Source organism: Glycomyces dulcitolivorans, assembly GCF_003265355.1.
Classification (GTDB): Bacteria; Actinomycetota; Actinomycetes; order Mycobacteriales; family Micromonosporaceae; genus Glycomyces; species Glycomyces dulcitolivorans.
The window spans coordinates 44926-67360 of record NZ_QFRW01000095.1 but is presented as its reverse complement, the minus strand read 5'-3'; the positions used below and the strand labels follow the sequence as shown (position 1 = coordinate 67360).

At 70.5% G+C, this 22435-nt stretch carries 24 protein-coding genes; 16 read left to right on the top strand and 8 right to left on the bottom strand.

The features are described from left to right. Window positions 1-70: 70 nt before the first annotated feature. From DI269_RS12155 to DI269_RS12140, 4 genes are all read left to right on the top strand, one after another. The gene (locus tag DI269_RS12155) at window positions 71-1153 is read left to right on the top strand and encodes a hypothetical protein (RefSeq protein WP_157974925.1); all 1083 of its coding nucleotides are present in this window, start codon (window positions 71-73) and stop codon (window positions 1151-1153) included. Between the two features lie 30 nt (window positions 1154-1183). Next, on the top strand, window positions 1184-2221 hold the full coding sequence (locus DI269_RS12150; RefSeq protein WP_157974924.1) for an aminoglycoside phosphotransferase/kinase family protein: 1038 nt from the start codon (window positions 1184-1186) through the stop codon (window positions 2219-2221). A gap of 10 nt (window positions 2222-2231) precedes the next feature. Then, entirely contained in the window at window positions 2232-2651 is a 420-nt protein-coding gene (arfB, locus tag DI269_RS12145; protein WP_112136235.1) for an alternative ribosome rescue aminoacyl-tRNA hydrolase ArfB, read from the top strand. Between the two features lie 299 nt (window positions 2652-2950). Then, the gene (locus DI269_RS12140) at window positions 2951-3187 is read left to right on the top strand and encodes a hypothetical protein (RefSeq protein ID WP_157974923.1); all 237 of its coding nucleotides are present in this window, start codon (window positions 2951-2953) and stop codon (window positions 3185-3187) included. On the opposite strand, the gene DI269_RS12135 is transcribed toward DI269_RS12140, so the two are convergent. The 6 genes from DI269_RS12135 to DI269_RS12115 form a co-directional block, all read right to left on the bottom strand. Further along, window positions 3184-4173, bottom strand: coding sequence for an NAD(P)-dependent alcohol dehydrogenase (locus tag DI269_RS12135; RefSeq protein WP_112136230.1), 990 nt, complete (start codon window positions 4171-4173; stop codon window positions 3184-3186). The two genes, DI269_RS12140 and DI269_RS12135, sit on opposite strands and share 4 nt — an antisense overlap. 77 nt (window positions 4174-4250) lie before the next feature. Then, entirely contained in the window at window positions 4251-5195 is a 945-nt protein-coding gene (locus tag DI269_RS12130) for a glycoside hydrolase family 43 protein (RefSeq protein WP_198667352.1), read from the bottom strand. Between the two features lie 31 nt (window positions 5196-5226). Then, entirely contained in the window at window positions 5227-5838 is a 612-nt protein-coding gene (locus DI269_RS12125; RefSeq protein WP_112136330.1) for an IMPACT family protein, read from the bottom strand. Between the two features lie 33 nt (window positions 5839-5871). Continuing rightward, entirely contained in the window at window positions 5872-6483 is a 612-nt protein-coding gene (locus tag DI269_RS12120; RefSeq protein ID WP_232822721.1) for a response regulator, read from the bottom strand. Beyond that, a complete protein-coding gene (locus DI269_RS28200; protein WP_232822715.1) occupies window positions 6378-6899 on the bottom strand; it encodes a hypothetical protein in 522 nt (173 codons plus the stop codon). Before DI269_RS28200 ends, DI269_RS12120 begins: the two co-directional genes overlap by 106 nt. Before the next feature lie 99 nt (window positions 6900-6998). Continuing rightward, window positions 6999-7151 (bottom strand): hypothetical protein, encoded by a 153-nt coding sequence (locus DI269_RS12115; RefSeq protein WP_198667351.1) that lies wholly within the window; start codon window positions 7149-7151, stop codon window positions 6999-7001. A 259-nt stretch (window positions 7152-7410) separates the two neighbouring features. On the opposite strand from DI269_RS12115, the gene DI269_RS27760 reads away from it, so the two are divergent. From DI269_RS27760 to DI269_RS12080, 8 genes are all read left to right on the top strand, one after another. After that, window positions 7411-8337 (top strand): LysR family transcriptional regulator, encoded by a 927-nt coding sequence (locus tag DI269_RS27760; protein WP_198667350.1) that lies wholly within the window; start codon window positions 7411-7413, stop codon window positions 8335-8337. A gap of 62 nt (window positions 8338-8399) precedes the next feature. Beyond that, complete coding sequence (locus DI269_RS27755; RefSeq protein ID WP_198667349.1) at window positions 8400-9737, top strand: UDP-N-acetylglucosamine 1-carboxyvinyltransferase; 1338 nt, start codon at window positions 8400-8402, stop codon at window positions 9735-9737. Between the two features lie 64 nt (window positions 9738-9801). Further along, window positions 9802-10365: a hypothetical protein gene (locus DI269_RS12105; RefSeq protein WP_112136220.1), complete on the top strand. Its 564-nt coding sequence runs from the start codon at window positions 9802-9804 to the stop codon at window positions 10363-10365. 192 nt (window positions 10366-10557) lie between these two features. Further along, window positions 10558-11658 carry a type I restriction endonuclease gene (locus DI269_RS12100; RefSeq protein WP_112136217.1) on the top strand — a complete coding sequence of 367 codons (1101 nt, stop codon included), beginning with the start codon at window positions 10558-10560 and terminating at the stop codon, window positions 11656-11658. 188 nt (window positions 11659-11846) lie between these two features. After that, a complete protein-coding gene (locus tag DI269_RS12095; protein WP_112136215.1) occupies window positions 11847-12410 on the top strand; it encodes a PadR family transcriptional regulator in 564 nt (187 codons plus the stop codon). A gap of 76 nt (window positions 12411-12486) precedes the next feature. Further along, window positions 12487-13119: a GntR family transcriptional regulator gene (locus tag DI269_RS12090; protein ID WP_112136213.1), complete on the top strand. Its 633-nt coding sequence runs from the start codon at window positions 12487-12489 to the stop codon at window positions 13117-13119. After that, window positions 13116-14378 (top strand): MFS transporter, encoded by a 1263-nt coding sequence (locus tag DI269_RS12085; protein ID WP_198667348.1) that lies wholly within the window; start codon window positions 13116-13118, stop codon window positions 14376-14378. The genes DI269_RS12090 and DI269_RS12085 overlap by 4 nt, the downstream gene beginning before the upstream one ends. 143 nt (window positions 14379-14521) lie before the next feature. Next, window positions 14522-15436: a DMT family transporter gene (locus DI269_RS12080; RefSeq protein ID WP_112136211.1), complete on the top strand. Its 915-nt coding sequence runs from the start codon at window positions 14522-14524 to the stop codon at window positions 15434-15436. A gap of 48 nt (window positions 15437-15484) precedes the next feature. On the opposite strand, the gene DI269_RS12075 is transcribed toward DI269_RS12080, so the two are convergent. Then, window positions 15485-16318 carry an undecaprenyl-diphosphate phosphatase gene (locus DI269_RS12075; RefSeq protein ID WP_112136322.1) on the bottom strand — a complete coding sequence of 278 codons (834 nt, stop codon included), beginning with the start codon at window positions 16316-16318 and terminating at the stop codon, window positions 15485-15487. A gap of 202 nt (window positions 16319-16520) precedes the next feature. Further along, window positions 16521-18110 (bottom strand): alpha/beta hydrolase, encoded by a 1590-nt coding sequence (locus DI269_RS12070; protein ID WP_112136209.1) that lies wholly within the window; start codon window positions 18108-18110, stop codon window positions 16521-16523. A gap of 229 nt (window positions 18111-18339) precedes the next feature. On the opposite strand from DI269_RS12070, the gene DI269_RS27030 reads away from it, so the two are divergent. The 4 genes from DI269_RS27030 to kdpB are packed head-to-tail and all read left to right on the top strand — an operon-like array spanning window position 18340 to window position 22435. After that, entirely contained in the window at window positions 18340-18537 is a 198-nt protein-coding gene (locus DI269_RS27030) for a hypothetical protein (protein WP_157974922.1), read from the top strand. Beyond that, window positions 18534-18623, top strand: coding sequence for a K(+)-transporting ATPase subunit F (kdpF, locus tag DI269_RS12065; protein WP_112136207.1), 90 nt, complete (start codon window positions 18534-18536; stop codon window positions 18621-18623). The genes DI269_RS27030 and kdpF overlap by 4 nt, the downstream gene beginning before the upstream one ends. Next, entirely contained in the window at window positions 18623-20284 is a 1662-nt protein-coding gene (gene kdpA, locus DI269_RS12060; protein ID WP_112136204.1) for a potassium-transporting ATPase subunit KdpA, read from the top strand. Before kdpF ends, kdpA begins: the two co-directional genes overlap by 1 nt. A gap of 12 nt (window positions 20285-20296) precedes the next feature. Continuing rightward, complete coding sequence (gene kdpB / locus DI269_RS12055) at window positions 20297-22435, top strand: potassium-transporting ATPase subunit KdpB (protein WP_112136202.1); 2139 nt, start codon at window positions 20297-20299, stop codon at window positions 22433-22435.

The window sequence follows — 22435 nt, the reverse complement described above, 5'->3', positions numbered from 1 at the left end:
GTGCCGGTCGGCGGCCGGCACGACCTTTGCCGCACCCCGGCCGGGCCGGTTCGCCGGTAGCATCCACGGCGTGCCCCCTCTCCTTGCCCTCGACCGGTTCCCGGTGCGGACGAAGTGGATCGCGGCCCTCGCCGCCCTGGCGGTCGCGCTGGCCGCGGTCTTCTGGAACGACCTGTCCCAGACCGCCCGCGGCCTCGTGCCGACCGCGAGCGACCGGTCAGACTGGGACGCGGCCGATCTCGCCGCCGCACCGCCCGCCGAGGCGGCCGGGCTCGGCGACGGCATCGACGACCGCGGCGGCTCGGCACAGCTCACAGCCACCGGAGCGGTCATCGACCTGGTGTGGGAGGCCGACCTCGCCGTCACCGCCGTCCGCTTCGAGTCCTACGAGGACGCCTTCGGCACCGGCCTGCGCTTCGCGGTCGCCGCCGAGACGGCCACCGAGGGCGGACCCCACTGCCTGAACGCCCGCATCACCACCGGAGGCGCCCCGGTGCTGCTCCAGTCCTGCGTCCGCGGCGACCGGCACGGCCCGCCCGACATGGCGGCCTTCCTCGGCAAGGACGACGAAGACGGGTGGAGGGCCGACCACCTGTTCCTCACCCAGACCGCCAACCTCGACCCCGCCGCGACCCCCATGGTCGACTACTACGGGCTCGGATTCGACACCGGCGACGCGAACGAGTCCGGCCTGTGGGGCCCCAACTCGTGGTGGCCCCAGGACGCCCTGCCGCCCGAATGCGGCACCGATCCGGGCCTGACGCTGCGCCTGGACGACCTCCACCTCACCGACCGCTACGCCGACCCCGCCGAGCACACGCGATCGACCGAGACCACGCACTCGCAGACCGCGGCGTTCCCGGCCGAGGACCGGCTGCTCCTGCCCGCATGCGTCCCGGTCGGCACCGGGACCGGCGGGGACGTCGCCGCCGCCGAACCGTTCACCGCGACCGGCCCGGTGCCGCTGTCGCGGTGGGCGCAGTTCAACGCCGCCAGCGCCGGACCGCAGCCGCTGCGCACCGCGGTCGCCGTCGACCTCCGCACCTGCGACACCGACACCACCGACCGGTGCTCCAGCGACGGGACCGGCGACGGACCGCCCCGCAACACCGGCGCGGTGAGCGACTGGATGGGCGAACTCCTCGACTCGTGAGACGCATGGGGCGCTGGCATAATCGTCGGCGTGCTCGATGACCCTCGCTTCTCCCCCGTCGGGGACGTCCATACCGCTGCTGCGTTGGCGCACAACACCGGGAACCAGGCGACCGGCGGGATCTGGGCGGTCACCGGGTCTGGCGGGAAGGCGGTGCTCAAGCATCTGACGGCCGGCGGGGGCGGGTTCGCGCACTGGCAGGCGTCGGATGATGCGCGGCATTGGAACTACTGGCGGCGCGAGTACCTGGCCTATGCGAGCGGGTTCGCCGGCTCCTATGGGCGCGAGGCCGGGATCGGGGCGCCGGGGTTGCTGGCGGCCGGGGAGCGGGCCGACGGGAGCCTGGAGCTGTGGCTCGAACACGTCGAGGGCGTGCCGGGCCGGGAGTTGAGCGTCGAGAACCTCGCCGAGTTCGCGCGGCGGCTCGGGGCCGTCCAGGGCCGCGAGGTGGCGGAGTCGGAGTGGCATTCGCGGGGGTTCTTGCGCCAGTACGCCGGCAGGCGCGACTTCGGGCCCGTGGACTGGGACCTGCCGGTCGCGGCCGCGCACTGGCCCGAGGATCTGCGGGAAGGGCTGCGGGTCGTGTGGGAGCGGCGCGGCGACCTGTTCGCGCTCACTGAGGCGGCGCCGCAGACGGTGTGCCACCTGGACGTGTGGCCGATGAACCTCTACCAGCGGCCCGGTGGCGAGTTCGCGCTGTTCGACTGGTCGTTCACCGGGCAAGGGGCGATCGGCGAGGACCTGGCGAACCTGGTCGCCGACACGTTCTTCGACGGGCACCAGCCCGTCGACCGCCTGGACGAGGCGGAGGCCGCGCTCATCGGCGCGTACCTGGAGGGGCTTGGCAGTGCCGGGTTCCGGGAGGAGGCCGCGGTGCGAAAAGCCGTCGCGGCCGCCGGGGCCGCCAAGTACTGTTGGCTCGCCCCCGCGATGCTCCAGCGCCTCGCCGCGGGCAAGACCGTCGCCAGCGCCGACTACGACACCGCCGAGGACCACGCGGTCCTGGAGCGGCGCCGCCCGATCTTCGCGATGCTCGTCCGCTGGGCCCGCACCGCACTCGAAGCCTGAAAGCACCACGATGCCCGTCACCGTCACCGACCAGTACGCGATCCCCGACGCCGAGCTGCGCTGGCGGTTCTCCCGCTCCTCAGGGCCGGGCGGGCAGGGCGTCAACACCACCGACTCGCGCGTCGAACTCGTCTTCGACCTCGCTGCTACGACGGCGTTCCCGCCCGCTTTGGTCGAGCGGGCGCTGGCGCGCCTGGGTTCGCGCGTGGTGGAGGGGACGGTGGTGATCGCGGCGTCGGAGTTCCGGTCGCAGTTGCGCAACCGGGAGGCCGCGGCCGAGCGGCTCGGTGAGCTGATGCGGCGTGCGATCGCGGCCCCGCCGCCGGCGCGGCGGGCGACGAAGCCGTCGAAGGGGCAGAAGCGGCGCCGCCTGGAGGACAAGAAGCGCCGCTCGCAGACCAAGCGGCTGCGCCGCGACACCGGGGACTGAGCCGAGACTCGCTGGGGCGCAGGAATGCTCGCCTCCGGCCGGGGTCTGTTGTGCTCGGTTTCTGGAAGGATGAGGGCGGTGCCCGCCCGATCGGGCGGGGCGACCTCTCACCTTTCAGGAGGGCAGATGCGCAAGCGCATTGCCGCAGTGCTCGGGACGCTCGTCATGGCGTTCGGGATCGTGATCGCGACCGCCTCCCCGGCCGCGGCGTACGAGATCAACTACGCGGTGAACCTCGACTGGTACTCCGCCGCACGGGAGTGCACCATCGACACCTACGTCTTCGGCGCCGGGGAGGCGTGCGTCCAGCCCTACGGCGCAAGGACAACCGCACCGACGGCTACTCGGTGGCCGTGTACTGGGACGACCTGGACTCGGCCCGGGCCGGGAAGTGCATCGACGACCTCGGCACCGCCAAGGCGTGGACGGGGTGCAACAAGGACCTCGCCGAGGGCCATCTCATCCGCTGGCGCTTCGCCTGGGAGTGGACGAACGGCTGGATCATCAGCGAGAACTACTGGGAGACCAGGATCTAGTCCCCCATCTCGATGACGATGTTGCCGCGGGCGCGGTGGGAGTACATGTGCGCCACCGCGGCCGCGGTCTCCTCCAGGGGGTAGACGCGGTCGATGACGGGTGTGACGGCGCCGGTTTCGAGGAGGGCGGCGACCGCGGCCAGGCGCTCGGGCGTGAAGTTGCCGTCGACGGTGCGGACGGTTGCGCGGCCCATCGCGCCGAGGAGGGTCGCGCTGGCCATCTTGGCGAGGCCGGCGAGGAGGCCGCCGGAGTTGCCGATGCTGTTGGGCAGGTAGACGCCGCCGGGGGCGAGGGCGCGGAAGGCGCGGCGGGGCGGGTGGTTGAGGACGTTGTCGAGGATCGCGTCGTACCGGTCGGGTTCGGTGGTGAAGTCGGTGGCCGTGTAGTCGATGGCGCGGTCGGCGCCGAGTTCTTTGACGAGGTCGAGGTTCCCCGGGCCGCAGACGGCGGTGACGTGGGCGCCGCGGTGCTTGGCGATCTGGATCGCGAAGGTGCCGACGCCGCCGGAGGCGCCGTTGACGAGCAGGCGGGTGCCGGGTCCGGTCGGGAAGGCGTCGACGACGGCGGCGTGGGCGGTCAGGCCGGACATGACCGCGGCCGCGGCGTCGGTGAAGGAGATTGATTCGGGTTTGGGGATGAGCTGGGCGGCGGTGGTGACGGTGTACTCGGCGAACGTCCCGGCCCCGGTGAAGCCCTTGCCCCACTTGCTGCCGAACACCGCGTCGCCGACCGCGAGGCCGGTGACGCCGTCGCCGAGGGCTTCGACCGTGCCGGCGATGTCGGTGCCGCGGATCGCGCCTTTGGCGCGGGTGGACAGGCGCAGCACGTAGGGGACGCCGGCGACGGCGATCCAGTCGGGCGTGTTGACGCTGGTGGCCCGGAGGCGGACGAGGACCTCGCCGGGGCCCGGCTCGGGCCGGTCGGTGTCGGTGAGACGGAGGACCTGCTCGGGCGGGCCGAACCGGTCCTGGACGACGGCTTTCATGGGGCCTCCAATGGGGGTGGGACCCTCACCGTAGTCCCCAAGGGACCGCCCGCGCCTCGGCCGACCGGCCGACGCGCCTAGGCCGCGGTTTCGGGCAGGGGCGCACCGAAATCGGGGGTGCCGTCCTCACGCCAGCCGAACGGCTGCACGCGGCAGTGCCGGTCGGGGTTGTCCAAGGGGTCGCCGGTGATCTCCTCGTAGGCGCGGGCGTGGAAGACCAGGAGGTCCCGCCCGTCCTCGTCGACGGTGAACGCATTGTGGCCCGGGCCGAAGATCCCGTTGGCGGCGCTGGTGGTGAAGACCGGGACCGGGCTCTTGGACCATGACTCGGGGTCGAGGAGGTCCGCTTCGGCGTCGGCCGACAGCAGGCCCACGCAGTACTCGGCGCCGGTGCCCGACGCGGAGTAGGTGATGAAGACCTTCCCGTTGCGGACCAGGGCGTAGGGGCCTTCGTTGACGGCGAAGCGGATCGTCTCCCAGTCGAGCTCGGGGCGCGAGATCTCGACCGGGTCGCCCTTGATCGTCCAGGGGTTGGCGAGCTCGGCGAGGAACAGGCTCGTGTTCGACCCCGCCAGGCCCGGGTCGTGCTGCGCCCAGCACAGGTACTGGCGGCCCCCGTGCGCGAAGGTGGTGGCGTCCAGGGAGAACGAGTCGATCGGGGTGGCGATCTGCCCCTTCTCGGTCCACTCCCCGGCCAGGGGGTCCTCGTTCAGGTTCTCCAGGACGTACATGCGGATCCTCCACACGTCGCCGGTGTCCGTGTCGGCCTCCCCGGCCGCGAAGTACACGTACCAGCCGTCCCCGACCCGGTGCAGCTCCGGCGCCCAGATGTGCGACCCCATCGCACCCTCGGGGTGCTTGACCCAGATCGTCGTCTCCGCCGCCTCGCGCAGGCCCGCAAGGGTGTCGGCCCCGCGCAGCACGATCCGGTCGTACGCCGGGACGGTCGCGGTGAAGAAGTAGCGGTCCTCGTGCCGCAGGATCTGCGGGTCGGCGCGCTCAAGGATGAAGGGGTTCGGCAACAGCACATTGTTATCGGTCACAACACGGATCTTACAGCTCCACCCGCACCGACCCGGCCGGCTCCACCTCACCCGTCCCACCAGACTGCCCCGCCACCCACGCCGCCAGCAGCTCCGCGTCCGCACACGCGAGATCGAACGTCACCACCTCGGTGAACGACACCTCCAACAGGCGCACGTCCTCCCGCAGCCGCAGCAGCCCTTCGAGGCTCCCGGCCGTGGCGTAGTCGACGCGGACCAGCAGCCGCGGCCAGGTGTCGAGCTCGACCGTCCCGGCCGCCTCCACCGCCGCCGACACCGCACCACCGTAGGCGCGCACCAGACCGCCGGCGCCGAGCTTCACGCCGCCGAAATACCTGGTCACCACCGCCAGGACATCGGTCAAGTCGCGCCCGCGGAGCACTTCGAGCATGGGGAGGCCGGCGGTCCCGGCCGGTTCGCCGTCGTCGTTCGACCGCGCGATCCGGCCCCCGTCGAGCACGTACGCCGTGCAGTTGTGCGAGGCGTCCCAGAACTCACGCCGGTGCGAGGCGATCCGCTCCCGCGCCTCCGCATCCGAGGCCACCCGGTACAGCGAGCACACGAACCGCGACCGAGTCACCACCGACTCCGTCACCGACACCTCGACCGCCAGACCGCGCATCACGAACAACCCTGCATCAGAACCGACCCCGCATCAGCCGACGACGCCGTGCTCCCACGCCCACGCCGCGATCTCCACCCGGTTGCGCGCCGGCAGCTTCGCCCGCACCGCCTCCAGATGCGTCTTCACCGTCGACACCGACACGAACAGCGTCCCCGCGATCTCCGCATTCGTCTTCCCCCGCGCCACCAGCTCCACCACGTCCAACTCCCGCTCGGTCAGCACCCGCACCGCCGCCGAACCGTCCTTCACCGGCTCGCTCAACCGCTCCAGCAAACGCACCGTCACCGACGGCGACACCAGGGACTCCCCGCTCGCCGCCGCCCGCACCGCCTCCACCAAAAGCGTCGGACCCGAATCCTTGAGCAGGAACCCCGTCGCACCCGACCGCAGCGCACCGTACACGTACTCGTCGGTGTCGAACGTCGTCACCACCACCACCCGCGGCCCCGTCCCGTTCGCCCCCGCCAGCAGCGTCCGCGTCGCCTCCAAACCGTCCAGGCGCGGCATCCGGATGTCGAACAGGCACACGTCCGGCTTCAACCGCCGCGCCTCCGACACCGCCACCACACCGTCAGGCGCGTCCGCGACCACCTCCATATCGGGCTGCGCGTCGATGATGGCCCGGAACCCGGCCCGGACCATCTCCTGATCGTCTGCGATGAGCACTCGGATAACCACGCCCAGAGCCTAACCGGCCCTAACACCGCCGCACCGGCCAGTTCCGCCTCCCGCACCACCACCGGCTCCGCCAGGGCCGCACGGGCAGGCACCGCCGAAGCCGCCGCCTCCCGCTCCAGCAGCGACCGCCGCCGCGCCGCGCGCTGGCGGATGACGAGCGTGGTGGTGACCATGAACAGCCACGTCCCTTCGAGGAGGATCAGGCCCCAGTCGTGGCCGATGATCGCCGCCGTCAGCAGGATCGAGCACGCCGAGATGACCAGGCCCAGGGACGCGGGCTTCGTCGCGTGGATGCGGTGGGTCTGGAGCAGCAGGAAGTTGGTGATGTACAGGAGCGCGCCGATGATCTGGAGGAAGATCCGGACGTCGAAGTCGTGCATTGGAATGAACCCTTTTTCGCGAAGACGGCAGGCAGGAAGGAACCCGCGCCCGTATCGGGCGCGAGCAGAAAGGAGAGGGAAGGGAGTGCGGGAGGGGCGCTACAGGGTCGCGGCCGGGTGGCCGCTCGGTCTGCTCCGCGCGCAGACCTCCAGGACCCCGCCGCGGGGCACGCGCATCTGGAGGGACCCGCAGATGCACCGCGTCCAGATCGTGGCGCCGGTGGCCCCGGTGTGCCGGGACACGGTCGTCACCGGATCATCGTCGGGCCAACCGCAGTACGGGCAGCAGGGCATGACCTGCTCTGGCGAAGCTTGCGAGCCGGACATGCGGCGGCCTCCTCACAAAGGCGTCGGGGATCGTCTTGGGTCGAGCGCCCACTCGCCGGCACAGCACGCCGACATCACGCTCACGATCGAGGTTAAGGTCCCATTCGTCCGGGCTACAACACTTGGGTGACGATGGTTTGCGAAACTCATCGTGAAGCGACGACTAAAGGGATTGGGGCCACAGGTGATCGACCTCCGGCGTCTGCACGTCCTGCGGGCGATAGCGCACCACGGCACCGTCTCCGGCGCCGCCAAGGCCCTCCACATGTCCACCTCCGCCGCCTCCCAGCAGATCCGCCTGCTCTCCAAAGATCTTGGCGTCCCGCTCCTCGAACCCGTCGGACGCGGCGTGCGACTCTCCTCGGCCGCGCAGATCCTCATCGCCCACATCGACGCCATCGAGGCCATGTGGCGCCTGGCCGAGGCCGAACTCCAGGCCACCGAAGGCGAACCGTCCGGGCTCCTGCGCCTGTGCGGCTTCCCCACCGCCATCGCCACCCTCCTCGCCCCGCTCGTCGACGCCGCCCGCGACCGCTACCCGAAACTGGAGCTGCGCCTGCGCGAGGCCGAGGCGTCCGAGAGCTTCGACCTGCTCTTCGCCGGCGAGGCCGACCTCGCGCTGGTCGAGGCCACCCCGGACAACCCGCCGCCCGAGGACATCCGCTTCGACTCCCAGACGGTGTTCAACGACCCGTTCGACCTCGTCGTGCCCGCAGACCACTGGGTGGCGGCCGAGGACAAGGCGGACCTGCGCGACCTGGAGCGCGAGCCGTGGATCATCGGCGTGCCGGGGTCGATCCACCGCCGTCACGTGCTGACGGCGTGCTCCAACGCGGGGTTCCGGCCCACCGTCACCGGCGAGGCCCGCGAGTGGCCGGTCATCGCGATCATGGTCGACCACCGCATGGGCGTCGCCCTGATCCCGCGGCTGGTGGACCTGCCGCACCACCTCGACCTAGTGCGCGTGCCGATCGGCGGGCCGTACACGCCCTACCGGCACTTCCGGGCCGTGACGCTGCGCGGCGGGGCGAGGCGGCCCTCCGTGGCGGCGGTCATGGAGCTGCTCGACGAGCGCATCAGGGCCGCCGAGGGCATCAACCCGGTCGGCTGAGCCCGGCGTCCATCGAACACGAACGGGCCTATTCGGACACTCGTCTCCGTTACGCTGGCCGCATGTCCGATTACGAGAGCGCTGCGGGCGGCGACGCCCCCAGGCACCTGCGCGTCACCGGCGGCACCATGCTCTCGGGGTCGATCGACGTGAAGACCTCCAAGAACGCGTGCGTCGCGCTGCTGTGCGCGAGCCTGCTCAACCGCGGGACCACGACGCTGCGGCGCGTCGCCCGCATCGAGGAGGTCAACCGGATCCTGCGGGTCCTCGCCTCGATGGGCGTGCACTACGAGTGGATCGGCCAGGACCTGCGCCTGACCCCGCCCGAGCGCCTCGACCTGACCCGCATCGACGCCGACGCGGCCCGCAGGACCCGGTCGATCATCATGTTCCTGGGCCCGCTGCTGCACGACTACCCCGAGTTCGAGCTGCCGTTCGCCGGCGGCTGCCAGCTCGGCGACCGCACCGTCGAGCCGCACATGGTCGCGCTGCGCCGCTTCGGACTGTCGGTGGAGACCTCCGCGGGGGCGTACCGGGCCACCGTCAAGGACCGGGTCGACCCGCCCGGCACGATCGTGCTGACCGAGCGCGGGGACACCGTCACCGAGAACGCGATCATGGCCGCCGCCAGGTTCCCCGCCGTCACCGTCATCCGCAACGCCTCCTGCAACTACATGGTCCAGGACCTGTGCTTCTACCTGGAGCACCTGGGCATCCGCATCAACGGCGCCGGGACCACCACGATCACCGTCCACGGCCGCGAGGACCTCGACGCCGACGTCGACTACGCGCCCTCCGAGGACCCGATCGAGGCGTGGAGCCTCATCTCGGCGGCGATCGTCACCGAATCGGAGATCACCGTCCGGCGCGTCCCCATCGAGTTCACCGAGATCGAACTCGCGCTCGCCGAGGAGATGGGCCTGGAGTACGCCCGCGGCCCCGAGTACCTCGCCGAGAACGGGCGCACCCGCCTGGCCGACCTGACCGTGCACCCCTCGCGGCTGCGCGCGCCCATGGACAAGATCCACCCGATGCCCTTCCCCGGGCTCAACATCGACAACCTGCCGTTCTTCGCGCTCATCGCCTCCTGCGCGGAGGGTTCGACGATGATCCACGACTGGGTGTACGAGAACCGCGCGATCTACCTGACCGAGCTCAACCGGCTCGGCGCGCGCATCCGCCTGCTCGACCCGCACCGGATCTATGTGGACGGACCGGTGCTGTGGTCGGGCGCCGAGGTCACCTGCCCGCCCGCCTTGCGGCCGGCCGTGGTGCTGCTGCTGGGGATGCTCCGGGCCCGCGGGACCTCCGAGCTGCGGCACATCAACGTCATCCACCGCGGCTACGAGCACCTCGCCGAACGCCTCCAGCTCCTGGGCGCCGAGATCGAGCCGTTCTGAGACCGGTCCCCTCCCAGGGCTCGGACAGGTGCGGCCGCGGCGACGGTATGTGAGACTTCACGACATGAACATGCCGTCCGACGTACCGCCCCAGACGTACGCCCTCCTCAGCCTCGTCCAGGCGCACCTGCGGCACCTCGACAAGGGCGACGGCGAGTACCTGCCCGTCCCGCAGTGGGAGGCCGCGGTCGAATCGGCCCGCACGGTCGCCGCCGTCAAGTCCCCCGGGCTCGCCGTGACGGCCGAGGACGTCCCCATGATCGTCGGCACCGGCTCCCCCGACCGCAAGCGGCGCCTGTACACCAGCATGCCCGTGCCCGCCGACATCGCAGCCCTCGCCGACGAGTCCGAAGTGGCCCTGTTCTCCTACAACCGGCGCGGGCGCCTCCAGCCGGCCAACCGCACCGCCCTGGTCGAGCAGTCCCGCGCCTGGTACCCCAGCGCCAAGGCCCTCGCGCCCATGCGCATCCTCGACGAGACCGTCTGGGCGCCCGTCGCCGCCGCGACCGGCGAGTCCGCCCGCCCCGGCGTCTTCGAGGCCGCCGCCGGCTGGCTCGTCCTCCTCCTCGTCATCGCTCTCATCGTCGGCACCGCCTACCTGGCCCTCTGGTACTTCCGCCTCGTCTGACCGCGCAAGTCGGGTCTATTCGCACGACCACCGGATTTCTGCCGACGTGTGCGATGCGAGGGACTCCAGAATGGCCGGCCGTCGCCGTTTCAGGGCCCGAAGGTCTATTGCCTTGGCCTGCAACGGCGCTATACGCTCTGCTACCCGAAGTAGCGCCTTCATCACTGCCATGCTTTTGCAAAGGAGCGAGACATGGACTTCAACGAGCGTATCGCCGCACTGGTCACGAAGGTACGGAACCAGCGTGATCTGATCCAGACCGAAGAAGGTGCCAAGAACGCCTTCATCATGCCGTTCATCTCCAGCGTGCTCGGCTACGACGTCTTCGACCCGCACGAAGTCGTCCCCGAGTTCATCGCGGACGTCGGCCTGAAGAAGGGCGAGAAGATCGACTACGCCATCGTGAACGAAGGCGTGGTGCAGATCCTCATCGAGTGCAAGCGCCCCCAGGATCCGCTGACCTTCGAGCACGCCTCGCAGCTCTTCCGGTACTTCGCGGCGACCAACGCCAGGATCGCAGTGCTCACCAACGGCTTGGAGTACCGGTTCTTCACCGACCTCGACGCCCCCAACCGCATGGACGAGAAGCCGTTCCTGGTGCTCGACCTGGACGACCTCGACGAGACGCTCCTGCCGGAGCTCCGGAAGCTGACCAAGGAGTCGTTCGACCTCGACTCGATCATCAACGCCGCCGAGGAACTCAAGTACATCGGGCAGATCAAGCGGACCCTGGCCGCGCTGTTCAAGGAGACCGAGCCCGAGTGGGTCCGGTTCCTCACCGCGAGGGTCTATGAAGGGTCGATCACCCAGCGCGTCCGGGAGCACTTCACTCCGCTGGTCGCCAAGGCGTCCGCGCAGTTCCTCAACGACCAGGTCAACAGCCGGCTCCAGACCGCACTCGGGTCGTCCTTCCCCGCCACCGCCGAACCCGAGATGAGCGGCGCGGTCGAGAACCCGGGTGAGGAGGCCCCCGAACCCGCCGAATCGGGCGTCGAGACCACACTCGAGGAGATCGGCGGCTACCAGATCATCAAGGCGATCGCCTGCAGCGAGGTCAAACCGCACCGCATCGTCCAGCGCGACGCGAAGAGCTACTGCGCGATCATCATGGACGACAACAACCGCAAGCCCATCGCCCGCCTGCACTTCAACGGGAAGGCGAAGCGGTACCTCGGCCTCTTCGACGCGGCGAAGACCGAGACGCGGTACCCGCTCGACTCCCTCGACGACATCTACCTCCACTCCGATGCGATCCGCGAGACCGTCCGGCGCTACGCCCAGCTGCTCGACTGAGCCTCCACATCGACCGAATTCCGCCCTCGCAGGGCCTTGCACCAGGGAACCTGCGAGGGCCTTCCTTTTTGGTGAGTGCGCGGGCGGAGCCCGTGCTCGTGCTTTGGGGTGGGCACTTTCGTTGGCTGACAAGGAGGTCTTTAAACCTCGGAGCCGATGTATATTGAAAGATATGGCATAATGGACGCATGCTGAAGATGGCGATTCTGGGATTCCTCAGGGACTTTCCCCTGCACGGGTACGACTTGAAGAACCGCGTGGCGAGCCTGGCCGGGCATGTGCGGCCCGTCGCGGACGGTACGCTCTACCCGACGATCAAGAAACTTGAAGACGCGCAATGCCTCACCCGGCGCACGGCGCCGGGCTCCGTCGCTGCCCCCAGGCACATGCTGGAGATCACGCAGACCGGCACCGACCAGCTGCGGCGGTGGCTGCGCGACCCCGAGCCGGGCTTCATCACCGACGACAACAAGTGGTACGTGCTGCTGGCGTTCCTCCACCACCTGGAGAACCCGCGCGAGCAGGCGCTCGTGCTCGCGCGGCGGCGGGAGTTCCTCGACCAGCCCGCGCAGCTGTTCTTCGACGCGACCGGGGCGCCCATCCCGCCCGAGCAGCTCGACTCGCCGTTCCGCAAGGGCCTCATGCAGATCCACCGGTCCACCAACCTCACCGAGATCGACTGGCTCGACCGGCAGATCGCCGACCTCAACCGCAAGGCCGGGTACGCGGTGCGCCAGCGCGGCGCCAGCTGAGGGCGCCCCGCAGCGCCGTCTCACTACCCGGAATCGATGCATGCATCGTTGCATGCAAGTGGTAGCGTCCTGACCCATGACGGGACAGGCGGCGGCCGAGCGCGCGTACGCGTACACCAAGCAGCTCATCCTCACCGGCGAACTCCCCGGGGGCGAGCGGCTCTCGGAGGGGCGGATCTGCGAGGAGCTGGAGCTGTCGCGCACGCCCGTGCACGAGGCGTTCCTGCGGCTGGCGGCCGAGCGGCTCATCACGCTGGGGTCCAGGCAGGGCGCGACGGTGAACCCGGTGTCGGTGACCGAGGTGGCCGACCTGGTGGAGATGCGCGGGATCCTGGAGCGGACCGCAGTGGCGCGGATCGCCGCGCAGGGGCCCGACGCGGCAGAGGTCGAGGCGGCCCTGGGGACGCCGCTGAAGCGCCAGGAGGCGGCTCTGGCGGCCGGGGACCTGGCGGCGTACGTCGAGGCCGACTGCGACTTCCACGCGGCCGTCATCGGCCTGTCGGGCAATCCGATCGCCGCGCACTTCTTCGACCTCTTGCGGGACCGGCAGCTGCGGCTGGCGTTCCTGGTCCTCTCCAGCAGCGACGTGGTGCTGGACCTGTCGTTCAGGGAGCACCGCGAGATGGCCGCGTGCCTGGGTCGCCATGACGCCGAGGGGTACCACGCGGTGCTGGACCTGCACCTCTCGCGTCATCAGGGCCTGGCGTGAGCGCCGTCGCGGCGCCGCCCGAAGTCGTCGCGCCGACACGGACTCAGGCCTGGCGGATCCTGTTCGCGGTCATGTTCTTCACCTCGTGGGCCGGGAACCAGTTCAGCCCGCTGCTCCTGCTCTACCAAGAGCGCCAGCACTATTCGACGACCGCGGTGAACGGGTTCCTCGGCGTGTACGTACTGGGTCTGGTGCCGGCGTTCCTGCTGTCGGGGGCGCTCAGCGACAAGTACGGGCGGCGGCCGGTCATGTTCGCGGGCGTGGTCGCGGCGATCGCGGCCAGTACGGCGCTGGCGTTCGGCGAGTCGGGGGCGCTGATGATCTGCTTGGGCCGGTTGCTGGCCGGGATCACGGTGGGGACGGCGACCTGCGTGGGCACGGCGTGGATGAAGGAGCTCTCGCAGTGGCCGCACGACCCGGAGGCGGACACGGGCGCGGGGGCGCGGCGGGCGACGCTGTCGTTCTCGCTCGGGTCGGCGGCCGGGGCCGTGGTCGCGGGGCTGATCGCGCAGTGGGGGCCGTGGCCCGAGCAGGTGCCGTTCGTCATCCATGCGGCGCTGACACTGCCGTTCGCGTGGCTGGTGCTGAAAGCGCCCGAGACGGCCAGGGTCGGCGTGCCGGGGTCGCTGGGGAGCCGGCTGCGGGTCAAGGGGCACCGGCGGTTCACGCGGGTCGTGCTCGTGGGCGGCCCGTGGGTGTTCGCCATCTCGGCGATCGGGTACGGGTACCTGCCGGTGCTGCTGGCGGGCGCCACGGAGGGCTGGGGCATCGCGTACGCGACGTTGCTGACGGCGACCGCGCTGGGGGCGTCGGCGGCGGTGCAGCCCTTGGCGAAGCACATCGACTCGAAGGATTCGGCGCGCGGGCTGCTCGCGGGGCTGGCGGTGATCGCCGCCGCGGTGGTGCTGGTGGCCGCGGCCGCGCACTGGCAGTCGTGGCCGCTCGGTGTGGCCGCGGCGGTGCTGGCCGGGGCGGGCATGGGGACGGCGATGGTCTCGGGGCTCCTTGAGGTGCAGCGGATCGCCGCGCCGCAGGACCTGGCGGGGATGACGGGCGTGTTCTACGCCGTGTCGTATCTGGGGTTCGCTTCTCCGGCGCTGCTGGCGGCGCTCGCGGCGGGGACCGGGGTCCCGGCGGCGGTGCTGCTGCTGGCCGTGGCGGGGCTCGCGGTCGGGTGCGCGCTGGTGTTGGTGTGGAACTACCGGCGGTACCTGCCGTCGGCGATCGTGCCCGAGTCGCGTTCGCGTTCGGGCGTGTAGGGTGGCGCCCATGCGCTTCGGCATCTCCCCGCCCGTCCGCTAGGGCGGGCATCTGAGCACCGCGACCGGTCCGTGGCCGGTCGCGTTTCGGCGGCATGCCCGCAGACGAGAGACCTCTTCTTCGACTCTCCTCTGGAGGACGCATGTCCACTCTCATTGAAGCGCGCCCCGGGACCGGTTCGGCCCGGCGCGGGCTCGCCTTCCTCACCGTCACCGGCCTCGCCTGGGGCACCACCGGCGCCGCGGCCGACCTCGTCTACGCCGCCACCGACATCGGGCCCTTCGCGGTCTCCTTCTGGCGCCACCTCGGGGGCCTCGTACTGCTCGGCGCGTTCTGCGTCATCACCAGGCGCAGGACGGAACGCAAACCGCTGCGGGGCCGCCTGGGGCACCTCGTCGGCGCCGGCGTCGGCATGGCGGTCTTCCAGACCGCCTACTTCGCGTCCGTGGAGGCCACCGGGGTCGCGGTCGCGACGCTCCTGACGCTCGGCTCAGGGCCGGTCCTCACCGCGTTCGGGGCGCGCCTGCTACTGGGCGAGCGGATCGGGCGCGGCGGCCTGCTCGCCGTCGCCGGGGCCGTCGCGGGACTCGCGGTCCTGGTCGGCGGCGACGGCACCGTGGACCCGGCCGGGGCGCTGCTCGCGGTCCTGTCGGCCACGGGGTACGCGGCCGTGACGCTGCTGGGCCGCAGCGCCGGGCAGCGCGGGGAGGACGCGTTCGCGATCACCTTGTGGTCCTTCGGCATCGGCGCTCTGGTGCTGGTCGTGCCGGCGTGGTTCGAGGGGCTCCTCCCCCAGGGCGGCGACGTCGTCCAGGGGTGGGCGCTCATGGCCTACCTCGCGGCGTTCACCACGGCGCTGGCGTATCCGCTGTACTTCGCGGGCGCAGCCCGGGTGCGGGCGGCCACGGCGTCGGTGATGATGCTGATCGAGCCCGTCACGGCGGCGGTGTTGGCGGTGACGGTCCTCGGTGAGCCGCTGAAGGCGGCGACGGTCGTTGGCTCGCTGATACTCCTGGCCTCGGTCACCGCGCTGGCGGCAGCGGAGTCTCGCCGGTAGACGAGGAAGGGCCGGTCCCCGCGGGGACCGGCCCTTCCTCGTTGCGGCTCAGGTGGCCTGGAGGAAGCCCGTCTCCAGCATGATCACGACGATCACGCCGAGGATGCAGCGGTACCAGACGAAAATGAAGACCGAGTGCTTGGCGACCCACTTGAGCATCCAGTGGACCGCGCCGAGGCCGACGATGAACGCGATGATCGTGGCCACGAGCATCTGCGCACCCGAGGGCACCGAGCCCTCGGTTGCCGGCTCGAACACGTCGCCGAGGCTGAGGATGCCCGCGCCGAACACCGCCGGGATCGCCAGCAGGAACGAGTACCTGGCGGCCACCGCCCGGTCCAGGCCGATGAACAGGCCCGCGGTGATGGTGCCGCCCGAGCGGGAGACGCCGGGGATGAGGGCGCCGGCCTGGGCGAAGCCGAGGATCAGGCCGTCCTTCATGCGGAAGTCGTCCCACGTGCGGGTCTTCTTGCCGACCAGTTCGGCCAGCGCGAGCAGGAGCCCGAAGAAGATGAGGCTGAAGGCCACCAGCCACAGGTTGCGGGCGCCGTCGCGGATGGCGTCCTTGAAGATGAGGCCGAAGAACACGATCGGCATGGTGCCGATGATGACGTACCAGCCGAGCCGGTAGTCGGTGCCGCCGCGCTCCTCCTTGTTCCACAGGCCCTTCCACCAGGCCACGAGGATGCGGACGATGTCCTTCCAGAAGTAGATGAGGACCGCCGTCTCGGTGCCCAGCTGCGTGACCGCCGTGAACGACGCCCCCGCGTCCTCCTCGAAGAACAGCGCCGAGGTGAGCCGCAGGTGCGCCGAGGAGGACACCGGCAGCATCTCCGTCAGGCCCTGGACGATCCCGAGCACGATCGCTTCGAACCAGGTCATGTCGACCATGCGGGCGCCTCCGTCCGTGCATGGCAGGGGGGAATGTGCATTCGCGCTTCTTTCGTCACATCGACGGTCAGGCGTCGCTTCCGCCGCATTGCGGCTCCCGGAGCGACTGGGACATCTTGCCAGATGCTTCAGGGTGACCGGTCGGTGTACGCGCGCCAGTGAGACCCACCGTACTGGGGTCCACTGTGTCAGGTCACTGGAGCTCCTGGGGGCAGCTGATGCCCTCGGCGGGGACGGTGAGGTCGACCAGGTAGGCGGTGACGGGGTCGTCGATGCAGGCGTGGCCGAGGGCGTAGGCGGTGTGGCCGGAGCCTTCGTAGGTGATCAGGACGGCGCTGTCGAGCTCGTCGGCGACGGACCGGGCCCAGGCGTAGGGGGTGGCGGGGTCGCCGCTGTTGCCGACCAGGACCGTGGCGGGGGCGCCGTCGCCGTCGATGGAGGACGGGTTCGGTTCGGAGGCCGACCAGGTGGCGCACGGCAGGTAGCTCCAGGCGATCCCGGCACCGAAGAGGCTGGAGTTGGCGTAGGCGTCTTGGGCGGAGTCGCGGTAGGCGCCGAAGTGGCCGGGGTTGTCGCGGTCGACGCACTGGACGCCGTAGAAGTCGGCGTCGGAGTCGCGTTGGGGCACCGGGATGGGCGGGAGGCGGCGGGGGAAGCCGCGGGCGGCGCCGTCGTCGCCGGCGAGGTCTTGGAGGTCTTGGACGAACTGCTCCAGGGAGCCGGCGGCGACGGCGGCGAGGATCTGTTCGAGGGCGGTCCATTTGGCTTCGGAGTAGAGGCTCTGGGAGACCAGGTCGAGCATCTCGGCGACGGTGATCGCGCCGCCGAGTTTCTCTTGGGCGCCGGTGAGGATCGCGGTGAGTTCGGCGTCGGCGGTCTCGGTGGAGGTGAACGGGCAGCCGTCGACGGTGAGGCAGTAGGTGACGAAGGCCTGCCAGGCGGTCTCGAAGCCGGTGGCCTGGCCTTCGGCGAGGTCCAGGACGGTGCCGGAGGTGCGCATGACGCCGTCGAGGACCATGGCGCGGACCTTGTCGGGGTAGAGGTACAGGTAGAGCTGGCCGATGTAGGTGCCGTAGGAGTAGCCGAGGTAGGTGAGCTCGTCGTCGCCGAGCGCGGAGCGCATGACTTCGAGGTCGCGGGCGACGTTGGCGGTGCCGATGTGCTCCAGGAAGACCGGGTCCTCCTCTTGGGCGCATTCGCCGGAGAAGTCGGAGGCGCCGTCTTCGAGGGCGCCGGTCTGGGCGTCGGTGATCGCGGCCGGGTCGGTGGCGGCGACGTCGGTGACGGCCGAATCGAAGGCGGTCTCGTCGCCGCAGTCGAGGTCGGCGCTGGCGCCGACGCCGCGCGGGTCGAAGCCGACGACGTCGAAGGCGGCGGTGACCGCGTCGGGCAGGAACGGGTACTGGGCGAGTTCGATGCCGGAGCCGCCGGGCCCGCCGGGGTTGACCAGGAGCGAGCCGGTGCGCGTCGAACCGGTGGCGGGGTGGCGGACCATCGCGATGCGGACTTGGAGGCCGCCGGCGTCCTCGTAGTCGACCGGGACGCGGACGGAACCGCATTCGAGGGCCTCGGCCCAGGCGGCTTCGGCCGCGTCGAGTTCCTCGTTGCCGTACATGGCCTGGAGGTCGCAGGCGCCCCAGTCGACGCTGGTGACGGTCTCCTGGACGTCGGCGACGCCCGCGCGGGCCTTGGAGGAGCCGTTCCCGTCGTAGTCGGCGCCGCAGGCCGCGAGGGCGGCGCAGGCGAGGACGGCGGTCGCGGCGGGCACGGCGGTGCGCCTCATGTGGACTCCCTCGGGTGCGCGGCGCGACGGGTTCGCCGCGGCCGGCCGGCCCGGTCGCATGGCAGGAACCGGGTCGGGCGGCCGCGGCGAGGCGCCGATGAAGGGGACTGTACGGCCAGGTTTTCCCGAATGGGGGCTATTCGACTGATTAGATCCGTTCAGGGGATTTTCGCGGGCGCTTGTCAGCGGCCTGTCAAGAAGGGGCGCCGGGACGTAGCGAAGGCGTCAGGTGCTCTGGGCAAGGGGCCCGGGGCGGCGTTCACTCGGTTCCGCCGGGCGCGACCCCCTGGTCCGGCGGCGCGGTGACTCCCGCGCCTTCCCCGTCTCTGAGAAGAAGGAACCGATGCCCGATCTTGCCTACCTGGCGCTGACGGTGCTGTGCTTCATCGTCCTGGGCCTGCTCGTGAAGGCGGTCGAGAAGCTGTGAGCGCCGTCAACGCCATCGGCCTCGTCCTGGCCGTCCTCATCGGGGTCTACCTGGTGATCGCCCTGCTGAAACCGGAGCGCTTCTGATGAGCGCCACCACTGCGGGCATTGTTTTCATCGCGGCGATGGCCGTGGCGCTCGCCGCGACCTACCGGCCGCTCGGCGACTACATCTACCGCGTCGTCACCCGCGAGACCCACTACCGCGTCGAGCGCGGGATCTACCGCGTCATCGGGGCGCGGGCCGGCGAGGAGCAGAACTGGGCGGGGTACGCCAAGAGCGTGCTCGCCTTCTCGGCCGTGAGCGTCCTCTTCCTGTACGGCTTCCTGCGGTTGCAGGCGTTCCTGCCGCTGAGCCTCGGGTTCGCGGGTGTGGACCCGTACGTCTCGTGGAACACCGCCGTGTCGTTCGTGACGAACACGAACTGGCAGGCCTATTCGGGTGAGTCCACGATGGGGCACCTGGTGCAGACCACGGGTCTGGCGGTCCAGAACTTCGTGTCGGCCGCGGTCGGGATCGCCGTCGCGGTCGTGCTGGTGCGCGGGTTCGCGCGCAAGGCCACCGACAAGCTCGGGAACTTCTGGGTCGACCTGGTCCGGATCACCGTGTGGGTGCTGCTGCCGATCGCAACGATCGGCGCGATCGTCCTCGTCGCGGGCGGCGTGGTGCAGAACTTCACCGACGTCACACAGGCCGTCACCGCGACCGGGGACACGCAGTCGATCACCGGCGGCGCGGTCGCGAGCCAGGAGGCCATCAAGGAGCTGGGCACCAACGGCGGCGGGTTCTACAACGCCAACTCGGCGCACCCGTTCGAGAACCCGACCTCGTGGACGAACTTCATCGAGATCTACCTGCTGTTGATGATCCCGGTGGCACTGCCGCGCACGTTCGGGCGCATCGTCGGGGACAACCGGCAGGGGTACGCGATCGTCGCGGTCATGTCGGTGCTGGCGCTCGCCTCGATCGCGGCCGTGTTCGGCTTCGAGTCGATGGCGAACGGGACCGTGCCGCAGGCGGTCACGGCCGCCATGGAGGGCAAGGAGGTCCGCTTCGGCGTCGGGGATTCGAGCCTGTTCGCCGCGGCGACCACGCTGACCTCGACCGGCGCGGTGAACTCCTTCCACGACTCGTTCACGTCCTTCGGCGGCGGGGTCCTGATCCTGAACATGATGTTCGGCGAGGTCGCCCCCGGCGGCGTCGGCGGCGGCCTGTACGGGATGCTCGTGCTCGCCGTGATCACGGTGTTCGTCGCCGGCCTCATGGTCGGGCGGACCCCGGAGTACCTGGGCAAGAAGATCGGGGCCCGGGAGATGAAGCTCGCGAGCCTGTACTTCCTGGTGACCCCGGCGCTGCTGCTGACCGGCCTCGCGGCGTCGTTCGCGCTGCCGGTCAATTTGGACTCGATGCAGGAGGCGGGCCCTCACGGGCTCTCGGAGATGCTGTACGCCTTCACGTCCGCGTCGAACAACAACGGGTCCGCGTTCGGGGGCTTCGGTGCGAACACGCCGTGGTTCAACACCGCGCTGGGCCTGTGCATGCTGTTCGGCCGGTTCCTGCCGATCGTGTTCGTCCTGGCGCTGGCCGGGTCGCTGGCGCGGCAGCGACCGGTGCCGGCTTCGGCGGGGACGCTGCCGACGCACCGGCCCCTGTTCGTCGGCATGGTCGTGGGCGTGACGCTCGTCCTCATCGCGCTGACCTTCCTTCCCGTCCTCGCCCTCGGCCCGCTGGCCGAGGGGCTCCGATAGGAGACCCTCGCAATGTCCTCAATGGCAACAGTGGCGCCGAAGGCCAAGGGCGGACTGCTCGACCCCGGGCAGTGGGTCAAGTCCGCGCCGTCGGCGCTCAGGAAACTGGACCCGCGCCTGATGTGGCGCAACCCCGTCATGTTCATCGTCGAGATCGGGGCCCTGTTCACCACGGTCCTGGCGATCGGCGACCCGAGCGTGTTCGCGTGGCTGATCACCGTGTGGCTGTGGCTGACGGTGCTGTTCGCGAACGCCGCGGAGGCGATCGCCGAAGGCCGCGGCAAGGCCCAGGCCGACTCGCTGCGCAAGGCCAAGACCGACACCGTCGCCCGCAAGCTCGCGAAGCAGGACCCCGACATCACCTCCCCGCAGGTGGAGACGGTCGACGTCCCTGCGCCCGAGTTGAAGCGCGGCGACTACGTGCTGGTCGAGGCCGGGCAGACGATCCCCGGCGACGGCGATGTGGTCACCGGGATCGCCTCGGTGGACGAGTCGGCGATCACCGGTGAATCGGCGCCGGTGATCCGCGAGTCCGGCGGCGACCGCTGCGCGGTCATGGGCGGCACCCGGGTCCTGTCGGACTGGGTCGTCGTCAAGATCACCGCCGAACCCGGCAAGTCCTTCCTGGACCGCATGATCGCCCTCGTCGAGGGCTCCGAGCGGCGCAAGACGCCCAACGAGATCGCCCTGAACATCCTGCTGTCGGCGATGACGATCATCTTCGTGCTCGCGGTCGTGACCATGCAGCCGGTCGCGGTGTTCTCCAAGGACTACATGGCCGCCGCACCCGACTCCGCGGTGCTGGACGGGAACGGGGTCACCGGGATCGTCATGGTCTCGCTCCTGGTGTGCCTCATCCCGACCACGATCGGGGCGCTGCTGTCGGCGATCGGCATCGCCGGCATGGACCGGCTCGTGCAGCGGAACGTCCTGGCGATGTCGGGCCGGGCCGTGGAGGCCGCCGGCGACGTCGACACGCTCCTTTTGGACAAGACCGGGACGATCACGTACGGCAACCGCCGCGCGTCCTCGTTCCTGACGGTGCCCGGCGTCTCGGCCGCGCACCTGGCCGATGCGGCGCAGCTGTCGAGCCTCGCCGACGAGACCCCTGAGGGGCGCTCGATCGTGGTGTACGCCAAGGAGTCCTACGGGCTGCGCGAGCGCGACGCCGGGGAGCTGGCGCACGCCGAGTGGATCGAGTTCACCGCCCAGACGCGCATGTCGGGGGTGGACCTGGACGAGCACGGGACGGTGCACCGCATCCGCAAGGGCGCGGCCGCTCAAGTCATCGAGTGGGTCCGCTCCTGCGGCGGCGACCCGAACCCGCGCGTGGACGACCTGGTCGACCAGGTCTCCCGCGAGGGCGGCACCCCGCTGGCCGTGGCCGAGCACCGGGACGGCGAAGCGGCGCGGGTCCTCGGGGTGATCTACCTCAAGGACGTCGTCAAGGAGGGCATGGCCGAGCGGTTCGCCCGCTTGCGGGCCATGGGCATCCGCACCGTCATGGTCACCGGCGACAACCCGCGCACCGCGAAGGCCATCGCGGCCGAGGCCGGCGTGGACGACTTCCTCGCCGAGGCCAAGCCCGAGGACAAGATGGCGCTCATCAAGCGCGAGCAGGAGGCCGGGCGCATGGTCGCCATGACCGGCGACGGCACCAACGACGCGCCCGCGCTCGCCGCGGCCGACGTCGGCGTCGCGATGAACACCGGCACCTCGGCGGCCAAGGAGGCCGGGAACATGGTCGACCTCGACTCCGACCCGACCAAGCTCATCGAGATCGTCGCCATCGGCAAGCAGCTGCTCATGACCCGCGGCGCTTTGACGACGTTCTCCATCGCCAACGACATCGCCAAGTACTTCGCGATCATCCCGGCGATCTTCGCCGTGATCTACCCCGGGCTGGACGCGCTCAACATCATGCGCCTGGCCAGCCCGGAGTCGGCGATCGTCTCGGCGGTGGTGTTCAATGCGCTGGTCATCATCGCGCTGGTCCCCCTGGCGCTCAAGGGCGTCGGCTACAAGCCCGGGTCGGCCTCGGCGCTGCTGCGCCGCAACCTCCTGGTCTACGGACTCGGGGGCATCGTCACGCCGTTCATCGGCATCAAACTCATCGACCTGCTGGTCGCCCTGATCCCTGGGATGGCATAG

Excerpts from the sequence above, each read along its gene's own strand:
- DI269_RS27755 (WP_198667349.1), top strand. The coding sequence starts at position 8,400 with ATGTCCGATTACGAGAGCGCTGCGGGCGGCGACGCCCCCAGGCACCTG.
- DI269_RS12075 (WP_112136322.1), bottom strand. The coding sequence starts at position 16,318 with ATGACCTGGTTCGAAGCGATCGTGCTCGGGATCGTCCAGGGCCTGACG.
- DI269_RS12080 (WP_112136211.1), top strand. The coding sequence starts at position 14,522 with ATGTCCACTCTCATTGAAGCGCGCCCCGGGACCGGTTCGGCCCGGCGC.
- DI269_RS12070 (WP_112136209.1), bottom strand. The coding sequence starts at position 18,110 with ATGAGGCGCACCGCCGTGCCCGCCGCGACCGCCGTCCTCGCCTGCGCC.
- DI269_RS12100 (WP_112136217.1), top strand. The coding sequence starts at position 10,558 with ATGGACTTCAACGAGCGTATCGCCGCACTGGTCACGAAGGTACGGAAC.
- DI269_RS12135 (WP_112136230.1), bottom strand. The coding sequence starts at position 4,173 with ATGAAAGCCGTCGTCCAGGACCGGTTCGGCCCGCCCGAGCAGGTCCTC.
- kdpB (WP_112136202.1), top strand. The coding sequence starts at position 20,297 with ATGTCCTCAATGGCAACAGTGGCGCCGAAGGCCAAGGGCGGACTGCTC.
- DI269_RS12090 (WP_112136213.1), top strand. The coding sequence starts at position 12,487 with ATGACGGGACAGGCGGCGGCCGAGCGCGCGTACGCGTACACCAAGCAG.
- DI269_RS12125 (WP_112136330.1), bottom strand. The coding sequence starts at position 5,838 with ATGCGCGGTCTGGCGGTCGAGGTGTCGGTGACGGAGTCGGTGGTGACT.
- DI269_RS28200 (WP_232822715.1), bottom strand. The coding sequence starts at position 6,899 with ATGCACGACTTCGACGTCCGGATCTTCCTCCAGATCATCGGCGCGCTC.
- DI269_RS12105 (WP_112136220.1), top strand. The coding sequence starts at position 9,802 with ATGAACATGCCGTCCGACGTACCGCCCCAGACGTACGCCCTCCTCAGC.
- DI269_RS12120 (WP_232822721.1), bottom strand. The coding sequence starts at position 6,483 with ATGGTCCGGGCCGGGTTCCGGGCCATCATCGACGCGCAGCCCGATATG.
- DI269_RS12095 (WP_112136215.1), top strand. The coding sequence starts at position 11,847 with ATGCTGAAGATGGCGATTCTGGGATTCCTCAGGGACTTTCCCCTGCAC.
- arfB (WP_112136235.1), top strand. The coding sequence starts at position 2,232 with ATGCCCGTCACCGTCACCGACCAGTACGCGATCCCCGACGCCGAGCTG.
- kdpA (WP_112136204.1), top strand. The coding sequence starts at position 18,623 with ATGAGCGCCACCACTGCGGGCATTGTTTTCATCGCGGCGATGGCCGTG.